This is a genomic window from Arthrobacter sp. MYb224 (assembly GCF_002975455.1).
Lineage (GTDB): Bacteria > Actinomycetota > Actinomycetes > Actinomycetales > Micrococcaceae > Glutamicibacter.
This window is the reverse complement of record NZ_PCPU01000005.1, coordinates 304,561-330,224: the sequence shown is the minus strand read 5'-3', so window position 1 is coordinate 330,224 and position 25,664 is coordinate 304,561. Positions and strand designations below refer to the sequence as shown.

Here is a 25,664-nt window from a genome sequence, read left to right as displayed (position 1 = left end):
GAGCCCCTTGCGAGGAGATGATCGTGGGTCACTTGACTACCGGCAAGCCCGTCGCGGCGCGTACCTTGTTGGCTGCCGTGTTGGCGGCGCTACTGGCCGGGGCTACGGTGCTTGGCGCCGCTCCGGCCCATGCGGACGATATCCGCAGCAGCGAATACTGGTTGGCGGCCCAGGGCATTACCGAGGCGCACAAGGTCACCAAGGGCAAAGGCGTCAAGGTCGCTATCATCGATACCGGCATCGATACCAGCCACCCTGATCTGAAGGGCGCGATCGCCGGCGGGGCGGACATGTCTGGTTCCGGCGGGCCTAAGGGCGATAGGCCGATCGGTGTGATGAGCGAGCACGGAACCCTGGTGGCCACCTTGCTGGGCGGGCGCGGCAACAATAAGCAAGAAATTGAGCGGATCAAGTCCGAGAACGAACGGCTGAAGGCCGCGTGGGAACGCGCGAAGAAGAACGCCGAAGAAAAAAATGAAGACAAAGCGGACGACGAAGAGCCGGTAGAAGTCCCCGAGGAACCCGAATACGAGAAGGTGCCGCCCCTGCGTGCGGGCAATGACGGAGTGCTCGGCGTCGCTCCGGAAGCCGATCTGCTTTCGGTGTCCTTGTGGATGGGCGGGGAAAACCCTTCGGGCATTCCCGTCGAGGAGCAGATCCCCAAGGCGGTGCGCTGGGCAGTTGATTCCGGCGCGAAGGTGATCAACATGTCCCTTGGCTCCACCTCGCCGGCGTGGCCCGAAAGCTGGGATGACGCGTTCAAGTACGCGGAGGACAAGGATGTGGTCATCGTGGCCGCCGCGGGCAACCGTTCGGGCGGGATGAGCCAGGTCGGTGCCCCGGCAACGATCCCCGGCGTGCTGACGGTCGCCGGGGTCGATGAGTCGGGCAAGGCTTCGAAGGATTCCTCCACCGAGGGTATCTCCATCGGTGTCGCCGCTCCCGCCGAACAGCTCGTCGGAGGCCTGCCCGGCGGCGGATACGCCCGCTGGTCCGGTACCTCGGGCGCTGCGCCGCTGGTCGCCGGCGTGGCCGCGCTGATTCGCGCCGAGCATCCGGAGATGAAAGCGCCACAGGTGATCAACCGAATCCTGCAGACCGCCAAGGACACCGGCGCGGCCGGTGTGGACAATCTGTACGGTTACGGCATTATCGATGCGCACGCGGCGCTGACCGCAAATGTGCCGGTGGCCGAGACTAATCCAATGAACACCATTACCGAGTGGATTCGGATCCATCGCCGAAATTCAGATGAAAAGACCGAGGCGCCGGATCCAGGGGTCTCCATGGAGAAGTCGACGCTGGATCCCGTAGCGGCTCCCGAACCGATCCTTCTCGATGACTCGGCCCCGGCACTGCAGCCGGTGATTGTGCTCGGCGGTGGAATCCTGCTGGTGCTGGTACTCCTCGGCGGGGGAGCGCAGGTAGGAATTCGTGCCCGACGGCAAAAGAAAATCCGTGAAGCCGAGCTCGCGGCCCTGAGTAAATTGCAGGTCGGCAAGTCGGGCGATGGGCGCGATCTATTCGACGAAATCCCGGAAGACGATAAGTAGCCGAAACTTGTTGCTGGCGGTGAGCCAAAGGAGATAGAACTCCTTTGGCTCACCGCCAGTTCGGGTTAACCCGTGGCGGTAGGCGCCCGGTGTCCGATGACCGTTTCCAGGGTAGGTTTTCAGCTGGAAAGCGCGGAATTCTCCCGGTGCGCTCCGCCGCGGCAGGAACTTGTGCGGGCGTAGAGACGAAGGCAACAGAGAAAGTTAGTGAATGTTTTCACTAACTCCGATATTCCGCGTAGAATCAAGAGTATGTCGATCATCGAAAGCTCCCAGAAGCGTCCGCGCATTCTTGTCGTTGGCGGTGGCTATGTTGGCCTTTACGTCGCGATGAAGTTGCAGAAGAAGGTCAAGGACCACGGTGGCATCGTCACCGTCGTAGACCCGAACCCATACATGACTTACCAGCCATTCCTGCCAGAAGTTGCAGGTGGCAATATCGAACCACGCCACGCAGTGGTCTCCCACCGTGCGCACCTGAAGCACTCCGAGCTGGTTAACGGCCGTGTGCTGAGCATTGACCACGCTAGCAAGAAGGCTGTTGTCGCACCGGTCAGCGGTGAAGAATTCGAACTGGAATACACCGATATCGTGATGTCCGCTGGCGCCATCACCCGCACCTTCCCGATTCCGGGACTGGGCGATGCAGGCATCGGACTGAAGACCATCGAAGAAGCGGTAGCCCTGCGCAACAAGGTTGCCGAACGCATAGAGTCCGCAGCGAATATGACCGATCCGGTTGCACGCAAGCGCGCGCTGACCTTCGTTGTGGTTGGTGGCGGCTTCGCTGGCATCGAAACCATTGCCGAACTTGAAGACATGGCTCGTCACCTGGTCAAGCTCAACGACCGCGTCGATGAGAAGGAAGTCCGCTTTGTTCTCGTTGAGGCGATGGGCCGCATCATGCCGGAAGTTACCGAAGAGCAGGCCTTGTGGGTTGTTGACCACTTACGCAGCCGCGGTATCGAGGTCCTGCTGAACACCTCGCTGGCAGATGCCACCGACGGAAACCTGCAGCTGATCAATATGGCAGACAAGTCCCCAGCCGGCGAATTCGGCACAGACACCTTGATCTGGTGCGCCGGTGTCATGGCGAACCCGATGGTGCGCTCCACCGATTTCCCAATCGAACAGCGCGGCCGCATCGAGACCCGCACCGATCTGCGGATCAAGGATGAGAACGGCAACCCGTTGGACGGCGCCTGGGCTGCCGGCGATATCTCGGCCGTGAAGGACGTCACCGGCGGTCTGCCGGATGGCACCTGCGTGCCGAACGCACAGCACGCAGTGCGCCAGGCCAAGCTGCTGGCGAAGAACCTGTATGCATCGCGCTACGGCGTAGGCACCATCAAGGAATACAAGCACAAGAACCTCGGCGCAGTTGCAGGCTTCGGCCAGAACAAGGGCGTCGCCAAGGTAGTTGGCCTGAAACTCAAGGGCTGGCCAGCTTGGATGGCACACCGCGGATACCACGGTATGGCCATGCCAACCTTCGAGCGCAAGTTCCGCGTCCTGGGCGACTGGATGGTTGCTTGGTTCTTCTCGCGCGACGCGGTGCAGCTGAACAACTTGGAGACCCCTCGCGTGGCCTTCGAAGAATCGGCTAATCCCAAGAAGGCTACTTCAGCGAAGTAAGCTGTTTTGATCGACGAATGACCGCCACAGGGGCCGGAAGCTACTTCTGGCCCCTGTGGCACTGATCGATGCGGGAATTTCAGATTTTACGATCTGATCGCGTAAGATTTTAGAGTCTTGCCCTCATGGTGGAATTGGCATACACGGCTGACTTAAAATCAGCTGCCGAAAGGCTTGTGGGTTCGAGTCCCACTGGGGGCACCTGTGAAAGGGCCGCTACTTACCTGTAAACACGGGGAAGTAGCGGCCTTTGCTTTGCTTGAATACTGGTGCTTTGCAGTTGACTTGTCGATTCTGGCAAAGCGGATCTACATCAGTCCTTCGGCCACCGACCGAGTACAGACGACGCTGAAGCGTCCTGGTTCCGCGGAGCTCAGGAACAAATTCCAGAGTTGGATTCTGCCACTTGGATTGGCTCATGAGGCCCCAAGCAACGCGTTCCAACGACTGTACGTCCCGGCCCCGGGTTGCTATGGCGACGTCGAGCATGCCGGGTATTGGCGAACGCCAGGATTCAATTTCCCCGTAGCCCAGCCCTCGAAAAAACACGTTGGAATTCGCCGCGCCATTGCTAATGCAGAAAAATGGATCACATTAAGAGCTCATGAATCGCGCGGAAGCAAGCCAGGACGGCCTAGTTTTCCGCATCGGACGGTACTGAAACCACACAAGGCCATTGCTATCGGCGGGGCCGCCACTTGCAGGAGGCCATCTCCACGAGGCGATTCCCTCTGGCTCTGCATTGCGACGCTGCATGCAAAAATTCCCCCATGCTGCCGGGGTCAAAGGGGATGGGATTGAAGTTCTGTCGCTCGCAATTAACGTGGCTAGCGGCCTAACCATGAAGCGAAGCGGAAGATGCACACGCTCTAGGCATAATTCAGGCTAAATATATCGATATCATCCCTATGGCTGAGCCGATTCACAGCAAACCCAAATAAGATCGGTAGCAGGACACAGGCGATGGGCTTGTGCTTGAACAAACGACTTATGGGGGAATTCAGGTTGAGCGGTAACCCGATCTTCGGTTCCAAGAACCAGTCTGCAAACTGGGGCACTGGCTCCAATGCAGGCAGTCCGGTCGGATTCCACGAATCCGGCAACCTCAGCGCCGACCAGTTGCAGGGCATGTACCAGCAGCCATCGGCCACTAGCCACGACACCGGTCGCATGACGGTCGGTGACACCATCAACAAGACCATCCTTACCTTGGGACTTGTTGTGCTTGGCGCCGCAGCGGGCTGGGCTGTGCCAATCCTGATGTTGCCAGGCGCGCTGGTCGGTTTCGTGCTGGGCCTGGTCAACGTGTTCAAGAAGAAGCCATCGCCGGCACTCATTCTTTTGTACGCAGTAGCCCAGGGCTTGTTCCTCGGCGGCTTGTCGCAGTTCCTGAACGGGCTATACCCGGGTGTCGCAATCCAGGCGGTCGTCGCGACCTTCTGCGTCGCCGGCGTGACCTTGGCGCTGTACCGCTCGGGCAAGTACCGGATGAGCCCGAAGCTGAACAAGATGTTCATGATCGCGATGATCGGCATGGTGGTCTTCTCGCTGGTCAATATGGTCATGATGATGACCGGTACGGTTGACGGCATGTTCGGCATGCGCAGCGGTATGCTCGGCGTCATCATCGGTGTCGTTGCGGTCCTGCTTGCGACCTACGCGCTTGTTTCCGACTTCACCATGATCGAGGAGCTTTCCCGCCAGGGCGCCCCGGCCATCATGGCTTGGCGCGGTGCCTTCGGCCTGACCATGACCCTGGTCTGGCTCTACACCGAGATTCTGCGCATTCTGGCTATTCTGCGCGAAGAGTAATAACCATATTGGAATAGATTTTGAGAACCAGTGCCCAATACGGGCACTGGTTCTGTTTTTTGTGTCACAATACCGACATGGATCCCGGTGCGGCGCGGAACTCACGGTAACTTAGAGAAATGAAGAGTAACCGGCTGTCGCGACTGCGCCGGTTCCGAGTGGTGCTACCAGCTAAAACCAGCCCGGGACCGACTCCACGCTCAGCGAACGTGGATTTCCATGATGCGGATGACATGCCCTATGGGGTGCGGCTAGCGGCCTGGTGGTCCTGGCGTTTCCTCGTGGTGGCCGCCGCCGTAGGCGCGATTGTCTGGCTCCTGTCGCAGCTGTCTTTGCTGCTGATCCCGGTGATGATCGCCGCACTGATCAGCGGTCTGCTTTCCCCTATCGTCAACGTGCTGAATCGTAAGTTGGCGGTGCCGCGCGGATTGGCCGTGGGATTCACCGTGCTTGGCTTCCTCGCGTTGGTGGTGAGCGGATTATCGATGGCTGGCCAGCGCCTTTCCGCCGGGTTCGCAGCACTGTGGAACCAGTCGATCGCAGGGCTGGAACAGGTCCAGGATTGGCTTTTTAATGGCCCCCTGCAGCTAACCAATGACGACCTGCAAAACGTCATCGATGACGCGTTAGGCCAGCTACGCTCGAACGCCACGAATATCTTGAGCGAAGCGATCAGCTGGGGTTCGGCGCTCGGCCAGATCGTCACCGGAGTCCTGCTGGCCCTGTTCACGCTGATCTTCCTGCTCCTCGATGGACGGAAGATCGGCCTGTTCCTGATCAACCTGCTGCCTCTTCGCGCCCGTCCCGCCATGGACGGCGCGATGAGCCGCGGCTGGTTCTCTCTGGTGCGCTACGTGCGCGTGCAGCTGCTGGTGGCTTTCATTGACGCGGTGGGCATTGGCTTTGGCGCGTTCTTCCTGGGCGTTCCGCTAGCGATGCCACTGGGCGTGATCGTCTTCGTTGGCTCCTTCATCCCGATCATCGGCGCGCTGGTTACCGGCGCATTGGCGGTGCTCCTGGCGCTGGTCGCCAACGGTTGGATCAACGCGCTGATCATGCTTGGCGTGGTGTTGCTGGTTCAGCAGGCCGAATCGAACATCCTGCAACCGCTGATCATGGGCAAGGCGGTGAGCCTGCATCCGCTGGCAGTGGTGCTCGCAGTCGCCGGCGGAGCCATGGTGGCTGGCATCCCCGGAGCGCTGTTCGCCGTACCGATCATGGCCGTATTGAATTCGGTGGTGAAATACCTAGCTCGGCGCGGATGGGACGATGACCCGTTCGTCCGCGAACAATATGGGGTTGGCGAGGATCCTCACGCCCCTCCAGAGCAGCCCACCGAAACTTCCCCCGAACAACCGCCGGTGAGCCGGCGCACCGAGAACTTCGCAAATGAGGAATAGATGAGCAGCAAGCCAGAACTACCTGTCACCTTGGCGGATATCGAACACGCAGCACAGGTGCTCGAACCGGTGATCGCCCGCACCCCGATCGAACACTCTCGGGTACTTTCCTTGCATGCAGGCGCCGAGGTGTTCTTGAAGTGCGAGAACCTGCAACGCGCGGGTTCCTTCAAGGTCCGTGGCGCCTATGTGCGCATGTCAAAGCTCAGCGCCGAAGAGAAGGCCCGCGGAGTGGTGGCCGCTTCGGCAGGCAACCATGCGCAGGGTGTGGCCCAAGCGGCGGCGCATCTAGGAATTAAAGCACGCATCTACATGCCGCGCGGGGTGGCGCTGCCGAAGCTTGCGGCCACCCAAGACCACGGCGCGCAAGTGGTGCTGCATGGAGACACCGTCGATCAGGCGCTGGCCGAGGCGCAGCGTTTTGCCGATGAAACCGGTGCGGTGTTTGTGCACCCCTTCGACCACCCCGACATCATTGCCGGCCAAGGAACTATTGGCCTGGAAATCCTGGAGCAGCTTCCGGAAGTGGAGACCGTGCTGATGGGCGTGGGCGGCGGCGGCCTGCTGGCAGGCGTGGCCATTGCATTGAAGGAGAAAGCTCGTCAGCTGGGCCGCGACATCAAGGTGATCGGCGTGCAGGCAGAAAATGCCGCCGCGTACCCTCCGTCGCTGGCCGCGGATGCACTGGTGCCCTTGGACACGGTGCACACCATCGCTGATGGCATCGCGGTGGGCAAGCCGGGCCAGTTGCCGTTTGCCATCATCAAGGAACTCGTTGATGACGTGGTGACGGTCTCCGAAGATGCGCTGGCGCAGGCGCTGGTAGTGCTGCTGGAGCGCAACAAGCTGGTTGTGGAGCCGGCTGGTGCCGTAGGCGTCGCGGCCCTGCTGGAGGACCGTTTGAAAGCCCATGGAATTGACCCGGCGACTACCGTGGTGATCCTCTCGGGCGGAAATATCGATCCGCTGCTGATGCTCAAGGTGATCCAGCGTGGTCTAAACGCAGCCGGTCGTTTCCTGACCGTGCGCATCATGCTGCCGGACCGTCCAGGTGCGTTGGCGACCATCTCGCGGGTCATCGCCGAATCGGATGCAAATGTGACTCGTCTGGACCACACGCGCATCGGCGGCTCGCTGTCCATGGGCGATGTAGCGATCACCATCGATTTGGAAACCAAGGGCCATAAGCATTCCGAGCATGTGCTGGATAATCTGCGTGCCGAGGGCTTCGACCCGCACATCACGAACAGCGCTGGCGGCTCGGTAGCCTAATTTCGAAATTACAGATGAAAAGCAGCTGGCCTGACACTTTTTCAAGTGTCAGGCCAGCTGCTTTTGATGCGTGGGGGACTAGCCCTCGTATGGCGTGGCGGAGATGATCTCCACGGCGATATCGCGGCCGTTGGGCGCGGTGTAGGTCAGCTTGTCGCCAACCTTCTTGCCATGCACTGCCTTGCCGATTGGGGACTGCTCCGAGTACACCTCAAGGTCGCTGTCGCCGGCAACCTCACGGGAACCGAACAGGAAAGTGGTCTCATCACCAGCGATGGTGGCACCCACCAGCATGCCTGGTTCGACCACTCCGTCATCTGCGGGCGCTTCGCCTACGTGGGCGCGGCGCAGAAGGTCCTTGAGATAAAGGATGCGGGCCTCGGCCTTGCCTTGCTCCTCACGAGCAGCGTGGTAGCCGCCGTTCTCCTTGAGGTCACCCTCCGAACGTGCCTGCTCGATGCGGGCAACGATTTCGGTGCGGCCTGGGCCGGAGAGGAAGGTCAGTTCGTTCTGAAGGCGGTCGAAGGCCTCCTGAGTCAGCCACACGACAGGTTCGTTGCTGTTGGTGCTCACGTTGTACTTCCTTTGGTCTGTCAGGGACTTCTTCTGTTAACCGTCCGAGGTGGACGGCAAAGCCGAACGCCACCATGCGGTGGCGTTGAAGAAGTCAGATTCGGTACGAATTGGCGATCTGTCGAATTTCGGCGGATGCAAGCAAAGACCCCGCTAGGCTCCTGTCCCAGTTGCTTTTCAACTAGGCGCACAAACCGATGCGGGGTTAAACGTACTTTCCAACGATAATAGTCGTGTTTGGGAAATAATCCCAATAGATTCAGCTCTGAGGGAAGAAGAACGAGCTAATTGTTACTCGGAGAAATCGTTCGGGACCTTGTAGCAAGCCTCTACCCCAGCGGTGACGGCCAGGTTATCGGTACGCAGCGGCACCGTGATGCGCTGGGTAGTCAGCTGACCCGGATCGGCGGATTCAAGTGCGATGCTGGTAAAGCCAACGGTAGCCTTGGACTCGTTCAGCGCTCTCACATCGCACTGCACACGGTGCTTGGAATTGTATTCGACCTCGATCACCGCGGTCGCCTGAGCTGGCGAGGCAACCGAAAACTCGATGTCCTGCGCGGTTATGGCACTGAAGTTTGCGAATCCGATATACGCCGCACCGGCGACGCCGACGGTCAGCGCGCCACCGATGAGCAGGAAGCGGGTGCGCTTGGACAGCGGGCGTTTCTTGGGGTTGTTGTATCGAGCCGTTAAGCTTGGATCAGACATCGCTTACCCTGTACCACTCTCTGCCGCTATCTATGAGGTATCTCTTAGTCTACCGGCAGGCGGTTCAGGGAATAACTCGGGTCTACGTGAGAGTTGTCATTGATGGTATGCCATGACGGCATACCGGCCTGTTCACAGTGCAGAAGGAAGATTTTACGTGGAGATTCACGACGTGAAGAAGTTAGCGCCGTCCCAGGGGCTGCGTCTCATGGCAATTCATGCCCACCCGGACGACGAGTCTTCAAAGGGGGCTGCCACCATGGCCGCCTATGTTGAAGCCGGCGCCGAGGTCATGGTCGTCAGCTGCACCGGCGGTGAACGCGGTGACATTCTCAACGCTGCGGTCGGGGAACTGGCCCACGCGCATCGTGACCTGCCCGGCGTGCGCCGCACGGAGATGGCTGAAGCCGCCGCGGTACTCGGGGTCAAACACCGCTGGCTAGGATACGTCGACTCGGGCCTGCCCGAGGGCGAGCCGTTGCCGGAACTGCCTTTCGGCGCGTTCGCACTGCAGCCGGTGGAAATCGCGGCAGCTGGTGTCATCAAGCTGATCCGCGAATTCCGTCCGCACGTGATTACCACCTACGACGAGAATGGCGGATACCCGCACCCGGACCACATCCAAAGCCACAAGGTCGCCACCTTCGCGTTCGAACAAGCCGGAAACCCTGAGATGTACCCCGAGCTCGGCGAACCCTGGGAAGTGGACAAGCTCTACTTCGACCGTGCGTTCTCCTCTGACCGCTTCCGCACCTTGCACTACGCAATGCTGGAAGCTGGCTACGAATCTCCGTACACCGAACGTGTTGCCATGTGGGAAAACGACGAAGAGAACGAAATGTTCAAGTGGGTTTCGCCACATACGACCACCACCCAGGTGCACTGCGCAGACTACTTCACACTGCGCGATCAGGCGTTGCTAGCGCACCGAACCCAGATTGACCCGGAAGGTTTCTTCTTCGCGGTCCCCGAGCACATCTATGCCGAGTCATGGCCGTGGGAGGACTACACGCTGATCTCCTCGAAGGTTGCCACCGAGTTGCCCGAAACAGATCTGTTTGCCGGACTAAGATAGAGCTAAGTACCAACCAGTCCCAGAAAAGAGTTGTCCCCACACCGTGAATGCGATCTACGCGACCATGCTGGTTGCGAGCACTAAAGTGCAGAACGAAAACTTGGACGAGAACAGTTATGGCCCGGGGTTCCTCGGGTTCGTGTTCACCGCGTTTCTGGCACTGGCAGTAATCTTCCTCATTCGCGACATGGTGCGCCGTGTACGCCGCGTGCGCTACGCCTCGGAAGCCGAGGCTAAGCAGAATGAGCTGATGCTCAAGGGCGAGAACCAGCCACGCCAAGAATCTACCGATCCGGTAGATCCGAAAACTTCCGAGGACAGCTAAGCTTCACGGCAGTTGGATCAAGGCCTCGTGCCGTGTGCGCCAAATTTTTGGTGCGCCCGGCACGAGGCTTTCCGTTTCTGATCGGGCGGGACATGCGGGAACGCAGTGTGGCCTAGCAAACCGATTTTGCCTTTGGCCACGTTTGCAGGTGAGCTCTAATCCTCATGGGGCAGAATGGCGCTATGGGACAACGAATCGCCACAAGCTCCTCTGCCTACCTGCGTCAGCACTCGCACCAGCTCGTTGACTGGTGGCCCTACGGTGATGAGGCTTTTGAGCAGGCCCGGCTGCGGGATGTTCCGGTAATGCTCTCCATCGGCTATGCGGCCTGCCACTGGTGCCACGTGATGAGCCACGAATCCTTTGATGACCCTGGGATTGCTGGAAAATTGAATGACCGATTTGTCGCGATCAAGGTGGACCGCGAGGAACACCCGTTGGTGGATGACACCTATATGATGGCCACTCAAGCCTTGACGGGTTCCGGCGGCTGGCCCATGACGATCTTCACCCTGCCCGACGGGAGGGCATTCCACGCCGGCACCTACTACCCCCGCGAACCCCGGGGGAAGATTCCATCCTTCACCCAGCTGCTCGACGCGGTGCATCAGGCCTGGGAGGAACGCCGCGAAGGGCTGGAAGAACAGGCCGATATGCTCGCCAACCATCTGGCCGAACTTGGCTCCCGGCAAGGGGCATTATTGACCCTGCCGAGCACCTCTCCGGTAGCCGAGGCGCTTGCGGTCGCGAGCACGCATTGGATTACCGCGACCAAACCCGAAGGTGGATTCACCCCGGCGCCCAAGTTCCCACCGAGCTGGGCGCTAAAAACCCTGTGGCGCACGGTGATGCTGAACCCCGAGCGCAGCGCTGAAGGGTTCAATGCGCTGGCGACTACCATCGAGGCGATGCTGCTTGGCGGTCTGCGCGATCATCTGGCTGGCGGGTTCGCCCGCTACTGCGTGGATGAGCACTGGGCGGTCCCGCACTTTGAAAAAATGCTCTACGACAATGCGGGTTTGCTCTCCCTGTGTGCGCGCACCGCGGTCTTTGCCGAAGAGTTGGCGGCACAGGACACCGCGGAGTCGGTACGTGCAGCGCAGCTTGCGCAGCTGTCCCGGCAGGCGGCGCTGGATACCGCGCAATTCTTGTCCGCCGAGCTGCTGACCGGAGCGGAAGGCGAAGCGCATCGTGCGTTGGCCGCCTCGTTGGATGCGGATTCAATGCGTGCCGGAAAAAGTGTCGAGGGTGCGGCCTACACCTTCACCCGGGAAGAATGCGCCGAGGCGCTGCGCCGGGCGGGAGTGGAACTGCCTGCGGGTCTGGTGCGGCTCGCGGCGGTGGCCGAAGATCCCGGCTACTTCCACCTGTCGTTGACCGAGGCGCCGGCAAACGACCAGGTCGAGATCTGGGAGGCCTTCAAGGAGCAGCTGCGCATCCTGCGGGCCGCTCGCGAACGTCCGGGGCGAGATGAGAAAATCATTGCCGGATGGAACGGGCTGGCGATCGAGGCCCTCGCGGAGGCGGGCGAACTGCTCGCCGACCCGTGGCTCGGAGAACTTGCCGAGCAGGTGGCGACCACGCTCTGGGAGGTTCACTGGGACGCGCAGACTAGGACCCTTGCCCGAGTCAGCTTCGCCGGTCAGCCGGCGGCCGGCAACGAGGGGACCTTGCAGGACTATGCTGCCCTCGCCCTGGGGTTTCTGGCGCTGGGCCAAAGCCCAAAGCGTGCCACATGGCAAGAGCGCGCCGGGGTGCTGCTTGAGCGTGCTGCGAGCTTCCTCGATCCCGAAACCGGGATCCCAAGAGATACCGTCAGCCTAGATGCACGGCTGAGCAAGCAGCGCGCAAATATCGCACCGGTCACGGTACTCGATGATGCCATCCCCGCCGCCGGGGCGCTCTACGCCAAGGCCATGGCGCGCCAGGCGCTGCAGAGCATGGCGGACGGGAGCTTCGATGCGCTGGGCGCCGACCGGCTTGAGCAGGCAGGCAAGCTCAGCGCGCACGCTTCGGCGCTCGCCGGCGAAGCGCCCACCCAGGTGGCAACCGCGCTAGAGGTGCAAGCGGTGCTCGACGCGACGGTGCATTATGTGAATTTCACCGGAGGCAGCAACGCGGAACGCGTGAGATTACGGGCGCTTTGCAGGGGACTGGGGATCGAAGCCAGGAGCGCCGGCGAAGCGTCCAAGGACGTGCAGAGCCTGCAAATCCAGCCCTGCAGGCTCCAATTGTGCAACCTTCCGGTGACCGGAGTAGACGCATTCTTGCGGATGCTGCGTGGTCAATAACCCTTGAGCCGGCCCGGTTGGATGCACCGGGCACGCGGCGAAACACGATAGATTTAGTTAGAAGAATTCTTTGATTGTGTGCGAAAGCGAGGAACCAGGTGCGATTTCCCTCTCTGGTGTACCGTTTCTACGAACGGCGCCTAGCGAAGTCGTTGCCCAGTGACAAGCTTCCGCACCACATTGGGGTGATGGTTGACGGTAATCGCCGGTGGGCAAAGCTTGCCGGAAGCCCGACCCTTGCCGGCCATCAGGCCGGAGCAGACAAGATCCTTGAATTCCTTGAATGGTGCGAGGACCTGGGAATCAAGGTCGTCACCCTCTACATGCTCTCCACCGACAATCTGAACCGCGAACCCAGCGAACTGCGCGACCTGCTCAAGGTCATCGGCAACACCCTGGATCGGCTGGGGGAGACCAACCAGGTCAAGGTGCAGCAAGTCGGTGCGCTGGATCTGTTGCCCGAAGAACTTGCCACGAAGCTATCGGCCCTGGAAACGATCACGGCACACCGCACCGGGGTGCACGTGAATGTCGCTATCGGCTACGGCGGCCGGCGGGAAATTATCGACGCGATCAAGTCATTGCTGCACGATGCAGCGGAGCACGGACGTTCGCTGGAATCGGTAAGCGAGTCGCTATGCATCGATGAGCTGGAGTCATACCTGTACACCAAGGGGCAGCCGGATCCCGACCTGGTGATACGCACCAGCGGTGAACAACGGCTCAGCGGATTCTTGACCTGGCAGAGTGCCTACTCCGAGTTTTATTTCTGCGAAGCGTTGTGGCCGGACTTCAGGCGCGTCGATTTCCTCCGCGCGCTACGCGACTTCGCAGACCGCCAGCGCCGGTTCGGCGCTTAATAGCCCAGTGAAATGCCAAGTATCTAGCGTTCAAAAAAATGATACTTGCGCTTAACCTACTGGAGCCCTTTGCGGTCTATGGTGAGAATATGGCGGGATGACACAGTCCCGGCTGACCGAAAGGTTCCTCACTAGATGACCAGATGCGGCGTTTCCCCGGAGCAATTCGTGGGTCACCCTTGGCATCCGGTGGCGGAACTTCCCACTGAAGCGTGGGGAGATTCCCCCACGCCGGATTCGAGAATGGGTGCGCTGCTATGACCCGAACTACCGACTCGGTTGTCCGAACTTACGTCATCGACACCTCGGTGTTGCTGTCGGACCCGAAAGCGATGTTCCACTTCGAGGAACACCATGTGGTGATCCCGTTGACAGTCATTACCGAGCTGGAACACAAGCGCAAGGACCCTGACCTGGGCTTTTTTGCCCGCCAAGCGTTGCGCCTGCTCGACGAGCTGATCGCCAGCCATGGCGGCTTGGCGGATGCGGTTCCGGTTTCCGATGCCGGAGGTACCTTGCGCATCGAGCTGAACAACATCGCCTCCGAGGTGCTTCCCTTGGGGATGCGCTCGGGAGACAACGACACCCGCATCCTGGCGGTAGCCAAGCACCTGCTCGACCAAGGCCAGGACGTGGCCTTGGTGACCAAGGACCTGCCGATGCGCATCAAGGCTTCGGCCATCGGCATCCACGCCGAGGTGTACCGCAACGAGCTGATCGCTTCCTCGGAATGGAGCGGGGTGGAATCACTGGAGCTCGATGAATCGAAGATGGCAAGGCTCTACGACACCGAGCGGCTCACCGATCTTCCAGAGGCGAAAAATTCTCCGGTGAACACCGGCTACGTGATTACCTCGCCGCGCGGCAGCGCGCTGGCCCGCAAGGTCTCGGCCGACACGGTCAAGCTGGTGCGCGGGGACCAGCAGGCCTTCGGGCTGCATGGGCGCAGCGCCGAACAACGCATCGCCCTGGATTTGTTGATGGATCCGAATGTCGGAATCGTTTCGATGGGCGGCAGCGCAGGCACCGGCAAGTCCGCGCTGGCCTTGTGCGCGGGGATGGAAGCGGTGCTCGAACGCCGGGAACACCGCAAGATCACCGTGTTTCGACCGCTCTATGCGGTGGGCGGCCAGGAACTTGGCTATCTGCCGGGCTCCGAGGGAGAGAAGATGGGACCGTGGGCTCAGGCGGTCTTCGATACCCTGGGCTCCATCGTGTCCAAGAACGTGATCGACGAGGTTCTCGAGCGGGGAATGCTCGAAGTCTTGCCGCTGACCCACATCCGCGGGCGTTCGCTGCATGACTCCTTTGTGATCGTGGACGAGGCGCAGTCCTTGGAGCGCAACGTGCTGCTTACGGTGCTCTCGCGTATCGGACAGAACTCGAAGGTGGTGCTCACCCACGACGTGGCCCAGCGCGACAACCTTCACGTGGGACGCCATGACGGTGTCGCCGCGGTGGTCGAGCAGCTCAAGGGGCATGCGCTCTTCGGGCACGTGACGCTGATGCGTTCGGAGCGCTCGGCGATCGCGGCGCTGGTCACCGAGATGCTCGAGGGGCCGCTGGTCTAGCGCTGTGCGCGCACCGTCCACGGGATGTGTGCGCGCACATCAGTCATGGTGGGTGTGGCTACGGTGAACAGCGAGTCGATGTAGTACTCGTTCTTCGCCAACACCGCGATGCGCAGCGGCGGTTCGCTCCCATCCAGCAGCCGGCGCTCGACGCAGATTCCGGTATCCAAATCCAAGACAAGCAGCGCAGCAGTTCCGGCTGGGACCAAGGTAAATGAGTCGCTACTGGGCTGGTAGCTGTGGCCTGCGGTGAGCACCGCGGAGAGTTGCGCGCGACCGTGCTCGCTGCGTGTGGGAGCCAGCTCGTGGATGTATGTGGGATGTTCGAAGGCGAGGTCCAATGATGCCGGCTCGGTACCGGCCAGCTCAAAGGGGTCGAGCATGCTCGCCAAGAAATCCAAGGGCAAGAGGTCCTGGTAGCCGTCGATGTCCGGCCGCCGGGCGATCAGGTGGTCATTGGTGTAGACCGGATAGGTGAGCGAGGCCGGAAGCTTCCAGGAGGACTCGGTCGCGGCCACGTAGTCGCGGCCCCGGTCCGCGGTGAACAATTCGCGCTGGTAGCGCAAGGTATCGGATTCGTCGCTGATGGCGATAGCCTCACGGCCGCGCAGGATCATGCCCAGCGTGCCCGATAGCGAGTGCTGGGCGAAGGCCGGCGGGACATCGAGTTCCAGCCGCAGCGAGGTGCTCAGCCAGGGAGCCGAGCGGGCCAGTGCACGGAAGCGCCGGCGCGCCGCGGAATCGGGTGCCGGATGTTCGGGGAACAACTGCGGTGCTGCTGGCTGGGTCATAATTCAAGTGTAGAAGCGCTCAAGTTATTCACAACCCCACAAGCACCACTAGAGTCCAAGTCCCTGCCCGCTTATGCTCTAACCATGATCGGTATTTGGCAGGAATCGGTGGGTGCGGCGTTGCTGCTCATGCTGTTCTGCGCCTGCTTTCTGGGCTTCGGGGTGTCGCTGGCGGTGGCCGATGTGAAAAGCCACCGGTTGCCGAACCGCTGGCTGCTGCGTTGGGCCGCGGCCAGTGCGCTGCTCTTGCTGGGGCTCAGCGCGGTGCGGGCAGCCTACATGCCTTTGCTCTGGGCGCTGCTCGGCGCCGTCATTCTGGGCGGGGCCTACTTGGTGCTCGCGCTGGTCTCGCGCGGGTCAATGGGCATGGGCGACGTGAAGTTGGCTGCGGTGCTCGGCTTGAACCTCGGCTACTTCTCGCTGCCCGCGTTATTCGTGGGCAGCGTATTTGCCTTTGTGCTCGCCAGCCTGGTGGTGCTGGCGGGAATTATCGCGCGGAAGCTCACTGCCAAGTCGGCGGTGGCCTTCGGCCCGTTCATGATCCTCGGTGCGGCCCTGGCCCTGCTTATGACACGATAGGCCCATGGCAACTCCGGAATTCATCACCGAACTGCGTACCCATATCGGCCATGAGATGCTCTGGCTCAGCGGGGTGAAGGTCGTCGTGCTGGACGGAACTAAGGTCTTGCTGGTTCGCCGGGCAGATAACGGGCTGTGGACCCTGCCGGCAGGAATTATCGATCCCGGCGAAGAAGCCTCGCACACCGCGGTGCGCGAGGTCCACGAAGAGACCGGCATCGACTGCGAGCTGACCCACCTGCTGGGCATCGGTGTCACCGCGCCGGCGACCTATCCGAACGGGGACCACGCCCAGTATCTTGATGTGGTCTTCCGGGCGAGGCATCTGGGCGGCACTGCGGAAATAAATGATGATGAAAACGTGGAAGTCGGCTACTTCGAACTCGATGACCGCCCGAGGCTGCCGCCGCTGCACGAGCGGGCCATCGACTGGGCGCTGAATCCGCGCCCCGGAGGGTATTTCGCCGCCTAGAGCACGGTGTAGTTTGCGATTCCCCGGAAGCGCATAAGTCGTTTGCCTGCCCTTCGCTTGGTAAACAAGAAGACTTTGGAAAACGACAACGCCCCGCACGAGCGATTCCTCATCTCCCAGCAGGCTGGGGAAAGGAATCGCGGGCGCGGGGCGGCGCCTAGCACGAGGCTAGCTACACCGTAGGGCGTTCGTCGCTTTTCGGGCCGGTAGCTGCATCCTGCTCCGACTCACCTTGCGGAGGCTGATTCACCAACCTTGCTTGTCGTTCTGCATCTTCAAGTAGCTTGGCTTCCTCGCCACCAATCGCCTCGCCACGTGCCACCATGCCAGCGGTGTCCGAGAGCGGAACCTGCTTGAGCAGCAAGGCCAAGACGAAGGCGATGAGGATGAACGGGATCAGGTACCAGAACACCGGGGCCAGCGAATCGGCGTAGGCGGTCACGATCCCATCGCGCATTTGCTCCGGCAGCTTGGCCAGGGTCTGCGGATCCAGAGTCGCCGTCGCATTGCCGGCGTCCGTGGCGCTTGCCCCGGCAGCGGTGAACACCTCGGTGAGCTTCTCGGAGAGCCGGTTGGTGAACATGGCACCGAAGATCGCCACGCCCAACGAGGCACCGACCTCGCGGAAGTAGTTGTTCGTCGAGGTGGCGGTGCCGACCATGATCGGGTCCACCGCATTTTGCACCACAAGCACAACAACCTGCATGATCAGGCCAAGGCCCGCGCCGAAGACGAACAGGTACACGCAGATCAGCCACAACGGGGTGCTGGCGCTCAGCGAGGTGAACGCGAGCATCGCCAGCGCGGTGACCAGCGCACCGGCGATCGGGTAGCCCTTGTACCTGCCGGACTTCGTGATCGCGATACCCGAGAAGATGCTGGTACCCATCATGCCGATCATCATCGGGACCATGAGCAGCCCCGAGACCGCGGCGGAGGTGCCAGAGGACATCTGCAGGAAGGTCGGAACGAAGGCAATCGCCGCGAACATGCCCAGGCCCAGGGTGAATCCGATGGCGGTGGCGTTGATGAAGATCCGGTTCTTGAACAGCGAGAGCGGAATGATCGGGTCTTCCGCACGGGCTTCGACGACCACGAACAGCACGGCGGCTGCCAGCATGCCAAGGCCCCAACCCCAGGTTTCCAGGGCTGCCCAGCCATGGTTCTTCGAGCCGCCGAAGTCGGTGAAGAAGATCAGGCAGGTGGTGGCGGCCGAGAGCAGCAGCACGCCCAAGACGTCGATCTTCTTGGTGGATTTCTTGTTCGGGATGGTCAGCGCGAACCAGGCGATCAGGAACGCGGCGATCCCGATCGGGATGTTGATGTAGAAGGCCCACTGCCAGGTCAGATGATCTACGAAGAATCCACCAAGCAGGGGACCGGCGACGGCCGAGATGCCGAAGATGGCGCCCAGCGGGCCCATGTACTTGCCGCGCTCGGAGGCCGGGACGATATCCGCGATGATGGCCTGCGAGAGGATCATCAGCCCGCCGCCGCCCAGGCCCTGCATGGCGCGGAAGAAGACGAACATCCAGAAGGTGCCGGCAAACGCGGCACCCACCGAGGCCAGGGTGAACAGCGCGATGGCGATCAAAAACAGGTTGCGCCGGCCGAGCACGTCACCGAATTTGCCGTAGATCGGCATCACGATGGTGGTGGCCAGCAGGTAGGCGGTGGTGATCCAGGCCTGGTGCTCGACGCCGCCGAGCTGCCCCACGATGGTTGGCATGGCGGTGGAAACAATGGTCTGGTCGAGGGAGGAGAGCATCATTCCGGCGATCAGCGCGGAGAAGATGATCCAGATACGCCGTTGCGTCAGGAGCAGCGGCGCCGGTTCCGGGGTTTTCCGGGACTCGGTGGTCGTTGACATGCGTGGGTCCTTGCGAGATTTATGGGTGGCTGGTGGTTCTGGCGTCCGTCTAGGAACGCGTTAAGGGCTGGCAATACAATTCCCGAGCCAGCTCGATGACTATGAGGAATTCTTCGGCCAGGCTTCGTTCGCGCTCGGATTCGAGGAAACGGTCGATGGCTTTGAACGTGGCGAACTGCAATGAATGAACAAGCAGCGCGAGACCCGGATGGTCCGCCTCGACACCTTCGCGCTGGGCGATGAGCTTCATGAATTCGGCTTGCCGCTCGGGGCCCACCTGCATCATGCGTTCTAGCAATTCGGGTTCGCGATGCACGGCTGCGAAGAATCCCTGGGTGCTGCGGATAGCCTGCTCGTCGCGGTTCAGCTGTTCGATGATCAGTGCGACGAGATCCGCCTGCAGGGTGGGGGAGATCCCGGTGATTCCTGCCGGCCGGGCGGCCATAAACCGATCCATTGCGCCGTGCGGCACCCCGTCATCAACGTGCCCGAAGACCGCGTCGATCTTTGTGGCGAAGTAGTTGAAAAAAGTGCGGCGCGAAATGCCCACCGCCGCGCAGAGCTGATCCACGGTGAAACCGGCAAAGCCGTATTCGGCGGTGAGCTCACGTGCGTGCTGGGTGATCGAAAGGCGCGTTTTTTGCATGCGTGCGCTGAGCCCGGCAGGTGCTGCAGCCGGTTCGGAATCGTTCGTTGCACTTTTATTCACAAGATGCAGTTTTGCACTCAAGGTGCAGGCAGTGCAACTTAAGTAATCGGGAACACAGGACGGCATCTGCCGGCAATGGCGGGGGACGGCCAGAAACCACTAGGATCGGCCCTATGACTTTGCTACAGCTGCTCGAACCGAGCACGCATCTTCACGAATCATGGCTCGCGAGCAACCGGGAATGGAACGGCGAGGACCAGCAGGGAGCCTCGGTATTCTTTGCCGAAAGGTTCGGGTGGGATTTGGAGAAGCCCGAGGATTTTGCCAGCTGGGTACGGCTGCTCAAGGACCTCAGCGACGACTCAATCCTCCCGCCGCAAGGCTTCGTCAACCAGAGCACTCTCTGGCTGGAACGCGAGGGCGAATACCTCGGTGCGGTCAGCCTGCGCCACGCATTGATCAACGAATCCCTCAAACAGGTCGGAGGGCATATCGGCTACGGGCTGCGCCCCAGTGCACGCGGAGCCGGCCTGGCCAAGCGGGCGCTCGCCGAAATGCTCGAGATTTCTCGCCAACGTGGCCTCGAAGAGGTGCTGCTTACCTGTGCCGACTCGAATATCGCTTCGGCGCGAACCATCGAGGCCTGCGGCGGGGTGCTGGAACGTGTCTGCCCGGTAGCCGAGATCGCCGAACCGTTCGGGCTTCAGGAGCCGCAACGCCGTTATTGGATCAAGCTCTAAGCTCACTGCCCCGGCGAATGCACGCGGGCGGCCACCGGGAATCTCCGGTGGCCGCCCGCGTCAGGACCTGGATCGCCACGAAGGGGCTGGCCTTCGCTCCTAGTATTTGCCCGTCATCGTGGAAACATCCAGCAACTCATCAAGCTGTGCTTCGGTGACTTCGCCACGCTCCACAAAACCCAGCGCAACGGTTGCTTCGCGGACCGTCAGGCCCTCGGCGACCGCTTTCTTGGCGATCTTCGCAGCATTTTCGTAGCCGATGAGCTTGTTCAGCGGAGTCACGATCGAGGGGGAAGCCTCGGCGAGGAAACGCGCACGTTCCACATTCGCGGTAATCCCATCGATCATCTTCTCGGCCATCACCGTCGAGACGTTGGCCAGCAAGCGAATGGATTCAAGCAGGTTCGAAGCCATCACCGGGATGCCGACGTTGAGCTCGAAGGCGCCGTTGGTGCCGGCCCAAGCGATCGCGGTGTCATTGCCGATGACCTGGGCTGCAACCTGAATGGCTGCCTCGGAGATCACCGGGTTGACCTTCCCGGGCATGATCGAGGAGCCGGGCTGCAGATCAGGAATAGCGATCTCGCCCAAGCCGGTGTTCGGGCCCGAACCCATCCAACGCAGGTCGTTGGCGATCTTGATGATCGAGATCGCGATGGTGCGCAATGCGGCGGAACCCTCGACCAGGCCATCGCGGTTCGCTTGGGCCTCGAAGTGGTTGCGCGCCTCGGTGATCGGCAGGCCGGTATCTTCACGCAGGAATTCCAGGACGCGCTGCGGGAAGCCGTCCGGGGTGTTGATGCCGGTACCCACCGCGGTGCCGCCTAGCGGGACCTCGGCCACGCGCGGCAGGGCAGCCTCGACGCGTTCGATGCCGTAGCGGATCTGTGCCGCGTATCCGCCGAATTCCTGGCCCAGGGTGACCGGGGTGGCGTCCATCAGGTGGGTGCGTCCGGACTTCACCACGTCCTTGAACTCGGACTTCTTTGCCTCCAGCGAAGTGGCAAGCGTTGCCAGGGCCGGGAGCAGGTCGTTGAGCAGCGCGTTGGTGGCCGCTACGTGCACCGAAGTGGGGAAGACGTCATTGGAAGACTGCGAGGCGTTGACGTGGTCGTTCGGGTGGACTTCCGTTTCGCTTCCCGACTCCTTCAGCGCACGTGTCGCCAATTCGGCCAGGACCTCGTTGGTATTCATATTCGAGCTGGTGCCGGAACCGGTCTGGAAGACGTCGATCGGGAAGTGGGCATCAAATTTTCCGGTGGCCACCTGGTCAGCGGCCGCTACGATGGCGTTTGCGCGTTCGGAGTCCAGCACGTGCAAGGCTTCATTGGCGCGTGCGGCGGCCTTCTTGACCTGCGCGAGCGCCTTGATGTGGGCAGACTCCAGCGTCTTGCCCGAGATCGGGAAGTTCTCTACAGCACGCTGGGTCTGGGCACGGTACAGGGCCTGGGCCGGGACTCGGACCTCGCCCATGGTGTCATGTTCAATTCGGAATTCTTCGCTGTTGCTCATGAGGCTCACCATACGCCTGGAACGAGTGCCGGAACAGGGATCTGCCTCAAAGATCACAGTCATCAGTGAGGTTAACGAAAACCGGGAATAAGCTCGGGATTAAATGCAGCGACCCGCGGAAAATCCGCGGGTCACTTCGATTATTTCAGGCCCATATTGGAGACCAGCTGCGCTTCGCCTTCGGCTAGCTTGTAGGCAACGCCGGCCACTGCGGTACGTCCTTCGGCGATCGCGGTTTCGATGATGCTCGACAGATCAACCAACCTGGCGGTGGTCTGCTTGACGTGCTCGACGACGGTGCCGTTGACATCGGTAATGTTGGCGCTTTCGGCGGCGAAGACCGATGGGATGATGTGTTCGACCAGGTCGCGCACGAAGCCCTTGGGCATAATGCCCGATTCCTTGGCCTTGATCGCGCTGGTCACGGCACCGCAGCTGTCATGTCCGAGAATCACGATCAGCGGGATGTTGAGGATGTCCACGGCGAATTCCAGCGAGCCGAGGCTTGCCGGGTCCAGCACGTGGCCGGCGGTGCGCACCACGAAGACGTCGCCCAGTCCCACATCAAAAATGATCTCCGCAGCAAGGCGGGAGTCGGAGCAACCGAAAATGACGGCGAAAGGTTCTTGTCCCGTCACGAGGGACTGACGTCGAGCACCGTCCTGATTGGGGTGCTCTGTGGCGCCTTGGATGAATCGACTGTTGCCTTCGGTGAGCTTTTTCCAAGCTTCTTGAGGGGTCAACGGTGTCTGGCTGTGTTCAGAATCCATAACTGAAATTCTACGCTTGAGGTCCAGAGTTAGGTCGCACTGATGTCCACGGTGAAGCGAAAATTACGAGATCTGCGCCTCGGCCGCCTGCACAATTGCCATAATTTCTTCTTCGCCGGTGTCGCTGGAGACGATCAGCGTGGACGCTTCGCGTTCCGAAATCATGTAGGTGGTCTCGTCCTTAACTCGGACCTCCCACTTCGAGCCGTCGACTATGCGTTCGTCGGTGGGGGCAGCATTATCGGTGACCAGCGCAATCCATGTGGGATTCGCGTCGGCAGTCTGGCGAACGTAGACAAAGTTCGTTTCGCTCATCACCAGTCCGAACTCCCAGTAAGAGATGTCTTGCACCTGGTTGCTCTTCCAGCGGGCGAAATTCGCGTAATCCTCGCCGGAAACCTGCGGGGCGAATACCTCGAATTCTGCAATGCCGGAAGCGTCGCTAGCCACCTTTTGCAGGTCAACCGCGTGCTGGAAATTTTCTTCCTTGGTGCCAGGGTTCAGCAGCAGCAACGGAATGAGCACCGCGACGGTGAAGCCAATGGACAGGACCATGCCCTTGAATGTCTGGTTGGCGCGCTTCGACTGCTTCTCGGTGAGTACCGGGGTGAACGGAAGATCCTCAAAGGTTGCTTTGGGGTCGTTCAGGTCGCGGCGGACCGGCTGCGCGCCGGTCTGGGCGTCATTCTGGGGAGTGTTCTCTGGCTGCACGAGTCCATTCTCCCCGATGTTCCTGTGCAAATCGAACCGAGGTGCCCAAACACACGTTGTCTGCGCTCCGGCGTGCACGACATGAATTACATGCTGAAAATCGATGGGGATATGATGGAGTTGTTTGCATAGGCGCAATGACTACGACTCAGTGATGGGATCTTTCGTGACCGAAAACAACAATTATGCCCACCTTTCTCCCCGACTGTCGGTAACCGACTCGGAGCCGGACCGCAACCTTGCCTTGGAGCTGGTGCGTGCCACGGAAGCGGCAGCCATTGCTTCATCCCCTTGGGTTGGCTTCGGTGACAAGAACGCAGCCGACGGCGCCGCAGTGGACGCCATGCGCGGCCTGCTCTCCTCCGTGAACTTCAACGGCGTGGTAGTCATCGGCGAAGGCGAAAAAGATGAAGCCCCGATGCTTTTCAACGGTGAACAGGTCGGCAACGGCTCGGGAGCCGAATGCGACGTCGCGGTAGACCCGATCGACGGCACTCGCCTGACCGCCCTGGGCCTGAACAACGCCCTGTCCGTGCTGGCCGTGGCCGACCGAGGCTCGATGTTCGACCCTTCGGCAGTGTTCTACATGGAGAAGCTGGTGACCGGCCCGGAAGCCGCGGACCTCGTTGACCTGCGTTTGCCGGTGAAGCAGAATCTGCACCTGATCGCCAAGGCCAAGGGCAAGAAGATCAGCCAGATCACCGTGACCCTGCTCGACCGCCCACGTCATGCCGGGCTGATCGAGGAGATCCGTGCCGCTGGCGCCCGCACCAAGCTGCTGATGGACGGCGACGTCGCCGGCGCCATCGCGGCCACTCGCGAGGGCACCGGCGTGGACGCGCTGATGGGTATCGGCGGCACTCCAGAGGGCATCGTCACCGCATGCGCCATCAAGGCCATGGGCGGCGTGATCCAGGGCCGCTTGTGGCCAACCGATGACGATGAGAAGCAGAAGGCCATCGACGCGGGCCACGAGCTGGGCCGCGTGCTGACCACCAACGACCTGGTTACTAGCGATAACTGCTACTTCGCAGCCACCGGCATCACCGATGGCGACCTGCTGCGCGGCGTCCGCTACAAGAACGGGCGCATCCACACCCAGTCGATCGTGACGCGTGCCAAATCCGGCACCATCCGTTTCGTCGATGGTGAGCACCAGCAGGACAAGTGGGAAGCCTACACCCGCTAAAAATCATTAAACGAGTCGAGCCGCAGATTTCCCGAAAGGGCGATCTGCGGCTCGACTCGTTTATGGGCTAGTTGGCGCTATTTGCCCTGTGCGCTGGCGGCAAAGAGCGTGGCCGCGCCCGGGGACGCGGATACCGCGGTCACCGGCAACTCATGGGCGGCAATGAACACCGACCCGCCACGGGAGACCTGGAGGGTCTGGGATGAGGTTTCCAGGCTGAACTCACCTGCCGTGCACAGCACCAGCGCGGCGCCGTGCAATTGCAGCTCGGTGCGAATCTGCGGCGCCGCGGTGTCCACCACCTGGAGCTGGAATTCGTCGAAGGCCGGCTGGAAGAGCTGGGAGTGCTCCGAAACCGCAGTGCCCTGCAAGAGCGGTGCCGCGGAGGACTCGGCGATGGTCACCTCGAGCAGTTCCGGAACATCGATATGCTTGCTGGTCAGCCCGCCGCGCAGCACGTTGTCCGAGTTGGCCATCACCTCGATGCCAAGCCCGCGCAGGTAGGCGTGGACGTTTCCGGCACCCAGGCTAATCGCTTCGCCGGGCTTCAAGAACACCAGATTCAGCAGCAAGGCGACGAGGACCCCGGGGTCCGCAGGATAGATCTCGTTGATCCGCACCAGCTCGGCGAACTGCACATTTTCCTGCAGGACCGGGTCCGCGGTAATGGTCCCGCAGAGCGTGAGCACCAGATCGCTGATACCGGTGCCCGAGGTGAGCACGAGATTCAGCGCCCGTGCCAGCGGGTCGGCGGACTGCAAAGCCGCAATCAGGTCTGCGGCCAGGGCCGTCTCCGTGGTGGATAGCCGGGGCAGGAAGAGGCGCAAATCCGCGATGATCTCCTCGGGCACGCGAAATCCGGAGAGCGCCACGAAATCGGTGAGCGCATAGAGCATCTCGGGCTTGTGGTTGTCGTCCTTGTAGTTGCGTTCTGCCGCATCACGGGGGACACCGGCGGCATCTTCCTTGGCGAAACGTTCCCGCGCCTGCTCCAGGGTCGGGTGCACCTGGATCGATAGGGGCTGAGCGGCGGAGAGCACCTTAAACAAGAAGGGCAGACGGCCATAGCGTTCATTGACCTGCTCGCCGAGCATATTCACCGGATCGGCCGCAATTGCCTCGTGCAGTGGCCGGCCGGAGTCGACGAGCACGCTCGGGCATCCGGGGTGGGCGCCGAGCCACAGCTCGGCCTGTGGGCTGAGCCGTGCCGGCTGACCCAGCAACTCGGTAATATCCTGCTTCGAACCCCAGTGATAGTCCCGAATGGAATTTTTCAACTCAAACACGTTTTGCACCCTTCAAT

23 protein-coding genes and 1 tRNA gene are annotated in these 25,664 nt (G+C 61.2%); 15 read left to right on the top strand and 9 right to left on the bottom strand.

The window, feature by feature from the left end:
* The first annotated feature begins 23 nt into the window (after window positions 1-23).
* The 6 genes from CQ017_RS12095 (at window position 24) to ilvA (ending at window position 7,672) form a co-directional block, all read left to right on the top strand.
* Complete coding sequence (locus CQ017_RS12095; protein ID WP_258133613.1) at window positions 24-1,553, top strand: S8 family serine peptidase; 1,530 nt, start codon at window positions 24-26, stop codon at window positions 1,551-1,553.
* 252 nt (window positions 1,554-1,805) lie between these two features.
* A complete protein-coding gene (locus CQ017_RS12090; protein WP_105553909.1) occupies window positions 1,806-3,188 on the top strand; it encodes an NAD(P)/FAD-dependent oxidoreductase in 1,383 nt (460 codons plus the stop codon).
* A gap of 119 nt (window positions 3,189-3,307) precedes the next feature.
* Window positions 3,308-3,389, top strand: a tRNA-Leu gene (locus CQ017_RS12085).
* Window positions 3,390-4,178: 789 nt separating this feature from the next.
* Entirely contained in the window at window positions 4,179-5,000 is an 822-nt protein-coding gene (locus CQ017_RS12080) for a Bax inhibitor-1/YccA family protein (protein WP_096287733.1), read from the top strand.
* 209 nt (window positions 5,001-5,209) lie between these two features.
* Window positions 5,210-6,400, top strand: a complete 1,191-nt coding sequence (locus CQ017_RS12075; protein WP_258133612.1) for an AI-2E family transporter — start codon at window positions 5,210-5,212, stop codon at window positions 6,398-6,400.
* Window positions 6,401-7,672: a threonine ammonia-lyase gene (gene ilvA, locus CQ017_RS12070; RefSeq protein WP_096287729.1), complete on the top strand. Its 1,272-nt coding sequence runs from the start codon at window positions 6,401-6,403 to the stop codon at window positions 7,670-7,672.
* Between the two features lie 78 nt (window positions 7,673-7,750).
* Here the strand turns inward: ilvA and greA are convergent, their stop codons facing one another.
* The gene (greA, locus tag CQ017_RS12065) at window positions 7,751-8,245 is read right to left on the bottom strand and encodes a transcription elongation factor GreA (RefSeq protein WP_096287727.1); all 495 of its coding nucleotides are present in this window, start codon (window positions 8,243-8,245) and stop codon (window positions 7,751-7,753) included.
* A gap of 291 nt (window positions 8,246-8,536) precedes the next feature.
* On the bottom strand, window positions 8,537-8,956 hold the full coding sequence (locus CQ017_RS12060; RefSeq protein WP_096287725.1) for a DUF4307 domain-containing protein: 420 nt from the start codon (window positions 8,954-8,956) through the stop codon (window positions 8,537-8,539).
* 208 nt (window positions 8,957-9,164) lie between these two features.
* Here CQ017_RS12060 and mca point away from each other — a divergent pair, with 208 nt between their 5' ends.
* The 5 genes from mca (at window position 9,165) to CQ017_RS12035 (ending at window position 15,078) form a co-directional block, all read left to right on the top strand.
* On the top strand, window positions 9,165-10,031 hold the full coding sequence (gene mca, locus CQ017_RS12055; protein WP_096287807.1) for a mycothiol conjugate amidase Mca: 867 nt from the start codon (window positions 9,165-9,167) through the stop codon (window positions 10,029-10,031).
* Window positions 10,032-10,074: 43 nt separating this feature from the next.
* Window positions 10,075-10,356 carry a hypothetical protein gene (locus CQ017_RS12050; protein ID WP_096287723.1) on the top strand — a complete coding sequence of 94 codons (282 nt, stop codon included), beginning with the start codon at window positions 10,075-10,077 and terminating at the stop codon, window positions 10,354-10,356.
* Window positions 10,357-10,538: 182 nt separating this feature from the next.
* Window positions 10,539-12,647 carry a thioredoxin domain-containing protein gene (locus CQ017_RS12045; RefSeq protein WP_181148605.1) on the top strand — a complete coding sequence of 703 codons (2,109 nt, stop codon included), beginning with the start codon at window positions 10,539-10,541 and terminating at the stop codon, window positions 12,645-12,647.
* 98 nt (window positions 12,648-12,745) lie between these two features.
* Window positions 12,746-13,507 (top strand): isoprenyl transferase, encoded by a 762-nt coding sequence (locus CQ017_RS12040; protein WP_096287719.1) that lies wholly within the window; start codon window positions 12,746-12,748, stop codon window positions 13,505-13,507.
* Window positions 13,508-13,764: 257 nt separating this feature from the next.
* Window positions 13,765-15,078, top strand: coding sequence for a PhoH family protein (locus CQ017_RS12035; RefSeq protein ID WP_105553906.1), 1,314 nt, complete (start codon window positions 13,765-13,767; stop codon window positions 15,076-15,078).
* On the opposite strand, the gene CQ017_RS12030 is transcribed toward CQ017_RS12035, so the two are convergent.
* Window positions 15,075-15,869: a hypothetical protein gene (locus CQ017_RS12030; protein ID WP_096287715.1), complete on the bottom strand. Its 795-nt coding sequence runs from the start codon at window positions 15,867-15,869 to the stop codon at window positions 15,075-15,077. The two genes, CQ017_RS12035 and CQ017_RS12030, sit on opposite strands and share 4 nt — an antisense overlap.
* Window positions 15,870-15,953: 84 nt before the next feature.
* Here CQ017_RS12030 and CQ017_RS12025 point away from each other — a divergent pair, with 84 nt between their 5' ends.
* Complete coding sequence (locus CQ017_RS12025) at window positions 15,954-16,448, top strand: prepilin peptidase (protein ID WP_176484236.1); 495 nt, start codon at window positions 15,954-15,956, stop codon at window positions 16,446-16,448.
* 4 nt (window positions 16,449-16,452) lie between these two features.
* The gene (locus CQ017_RS12020) at window positions 16,453-16,920 is read left to right on the top strand and encodes an NUDIX domain-containing protein (RefSeq protein ID WP_105553903.1); all 468 of its coding nucleotides are present in this window, start codon (window positions 16,453-16,455) and stop codon (window positions 16,918-16,920) included.
* A 172-nt stretch (window positions 16,921-17,092) separates the two neighbouring features.
* On the opposite strand, the gene CQ017_RS12015 is transcribed toward CQ017_RS12020, so the two are convergent.
* Window positions 17,093-18,790, bottom strand: coding sequence for an MDR family MFS transporter (locus CQ017_RS12015; protein ID WP_105553902.1), 1,698 nt, complete (start codon window positions 18,788-18,790; stop codon window positions 17,093-17,095).
* Between the two features lie 49 nt (window positions 18,791-18,839).
* On the bottom strand, window positions 18,840-19,499 hold the full coding sequence (locus CQ017_RS12010; RefSeq protein ID WP_255248489.1) for a TetR/AcrR family transcriptional regulator: 660 nt from the start codon (window positions 19,497-19,499) through the stop codon (window positions 18,840-18,842).
* A 113-nt stretch (window positions 19,500-19,612) separates the two neighbouring features.
* Between CQ017_RS12010 and CQ017_RS12005 the strand changes: the two genes are divergently transcribed.
* Window positions 19,613-20,179, top strand: coding sequence for a GNAT family N-acetyltransferase (locus tag CQ017_RS12005; RefSeq protein ID WP_096287705.1), 567 nt, complete (start codon window positions 19,613-19,615; stop codon window positions 20,177-20,179).
* Window positions 20,180-20,278: 99 nt separating this feature from the next.
* Here the strand turns inward: CQ017_RS12005 and CQ017_RS12000 are convergent, their stop codons facing one another.
* From CQ017_RS12000 to CQ017_RS11990, 3 genes are all read right to left on the bottom strand, one after another.
* Window positions 20,279-21,691, bottom strand: coding sequence for a class II fumarate hydratase (locus CQ017_RS12000; RefSeq protein WP_105553937.1), 1,413 nt, complete (start codon window positions 21,689-21,691; stop codon window positions 20,279-20,281).
* Between the two features lie 140 nt (window positions 21,692-21,831).
* Complete coding sequence (locus tag CQ017_RS11995; RefSeq protein WP_096287701.1) at window positions 21,832-22,461, bottom strand: carbonic anhydrase; 630 nt, start codon at window positions 22,459-22,461, stop codon at window positions 21,832-21,834.
* Between the two features lie 63 nt (window positions 22,462-22,524).
* Complete coding sequence (locus tag CQ017_RS11990; RefSeq protein ID WP_096287699.1) at window positions 22,525-23,172, bottom strand: DUF4245 domain-containing protein; 648 nt, start codon at window positions 23,170-23,172, stop codon at window positions 22,525-22,527.
* Window positions 23,173-23,326: 154 nt separating this feature from the next.
* On the opposite strand from CQ017_RS11990, the gene glpX reads away from it, so the two are divergent.
* On the top strand, window positions 23,327-24,361 hold the full coding sequence (glpX, locus tag CQ017_RS11985; RefSeq protein ID WP_096287697.1) for a class II fructose-bisphosphatase: 1,035 nt from the start codon (window positions 23,327-23,329) through the stop codon (window positions 24,359-24,361).
* 77 nt (window positions 24,362-24,438) lie between these two features.
* On the opposite strand, the gene manA is transcribed toward glpX, so the two are convergent.
* Window positions 24,439-25,647 carry a mannose-6-phosphate isomerase, class I gene (manA, locus tag CQ017_RS11980; protein ID WP_181150547.1) on the bottom strand — a complete coding sequence of 403 codons (1,209 nt, stop codon included), beginning with the start codon at window positions 25,645-25,647 and terminating at the stop codon, window positions 24,439-24,441.
* Window positions 25,648-25,664: the final 17 nt, after the last annotated feature.

What these genes read in the sequence shown, in the direction of transcription:
- CQ017_RS12035 (WP_105553906.1), top strand. Translation starts at nt 13,765, where the DNA reads ATGACCCGAACTACCGACTCGGTTGTCCGAACTTACGTCATCGACACC.
- CQ017_RS11995 (WP_096287701.1), bottom strand. Translation starts at nt 22,461, where the DNA reads ATGGATTCTGAACACAGCCAGACACCGTTGACCCCTCAAGAAGCTTGG.
- CQ017_RS12060 (WP_096287725.1), bottom strand. Translation starts at nt 8,956, where the DNA reads ATGTCTGATCCAAGCTTAACGGCTCGATACAACAACCCCAAGAAACGC.
- CQ017_RS12025 (WP_176484236.1), top strand. Translation starts at nt 15,954, where the DNA reads ATGATCGGTATTTGGCAGGAATCGGTGGGTGCGGCGTTGCTGCTCATG.
- glpX (WP_096287697.1), top strand. Translation starts at nt 23,327, where the DNA reads ATGGGATCTTTCGTGACCGAAAACAACAATTATGCCCACCTTTCTCCC.
- CQ017_RS12045 (WP_181148605.1), top strand. Translation starts at nt 10,539, where the DNA reads ATGGGACAACGAATCGCCACAAGCTCCTCTGCCTACCTGCGTCAGCAC.
- CQ017_RS12020 (WP_105553903.1), top strand. Translation starts at nt 16,453, where the DNA reads ATGGCAACTCCGGAATTCATCACCGAACTGCGTACCCATATCGGCCAT.
- mca (WP_096287807.1), top strand. Translation starts at nt 9,165, where the DNA reads ATGGCAATTCATGCCCACCCGGACGACGAGTCTTCAAAGGGGGCTGCC.
- ilvA (WP_096287729.1), top strand. Translation starts at nt 6,401, where the DNA reads ATGAGCAGCAAGCCAGAACTACCTGTCACCTTGGCGGATATCGAACAC.
- CQ017_RS12000 (WP_105553937.1), bottom strand. Translation starts at nt 21,691, where the DNA reads ATGAGCAACAGCGAAGAATTCCGAATTGAACATGACACCATGGGCGAG.
- CQ017_RS12015 (WP_105553902.1), bottom strand. Translation starts at nt 18,790, where the DNA reads ATGTCAACGACCACCGAGTCCCGGAAAACCCCGGAACCGGCGCCGCTG.
- CQ017_RS12030 (WP_096287715.1), bottom strand. Translation starts at nt 15,869, where the DNA reads ATGACCCAGCCAGCAGCACCGCAGTTGTTCCCCGAACATCCGGCACCC.
- CQ017_RS12005 (WP_096287705.1), top strand. Translation starts at nt 19,613, where the DNA reads ATGACTTTGCTACAGCTGCTCGAACCGAGCACGCATCTTCACGAATCA.
- CQ017_RS12080 (WP_096287733.1), top strand. Translation starts at nt 4,179, where the DNA reads ATGGGGGAATTCAGGTTGAGCGGTAACCCGATCTTCGGTTCCAAGAAC.
- CQ017_RS12090 (WP_105553909.1), top strand. Translation starts at nt 1,806, where the DNA reads ATGTCGATCATCGAAAGCTCCCAGAAGCGTCCGCGCATTCTTGTCGTT.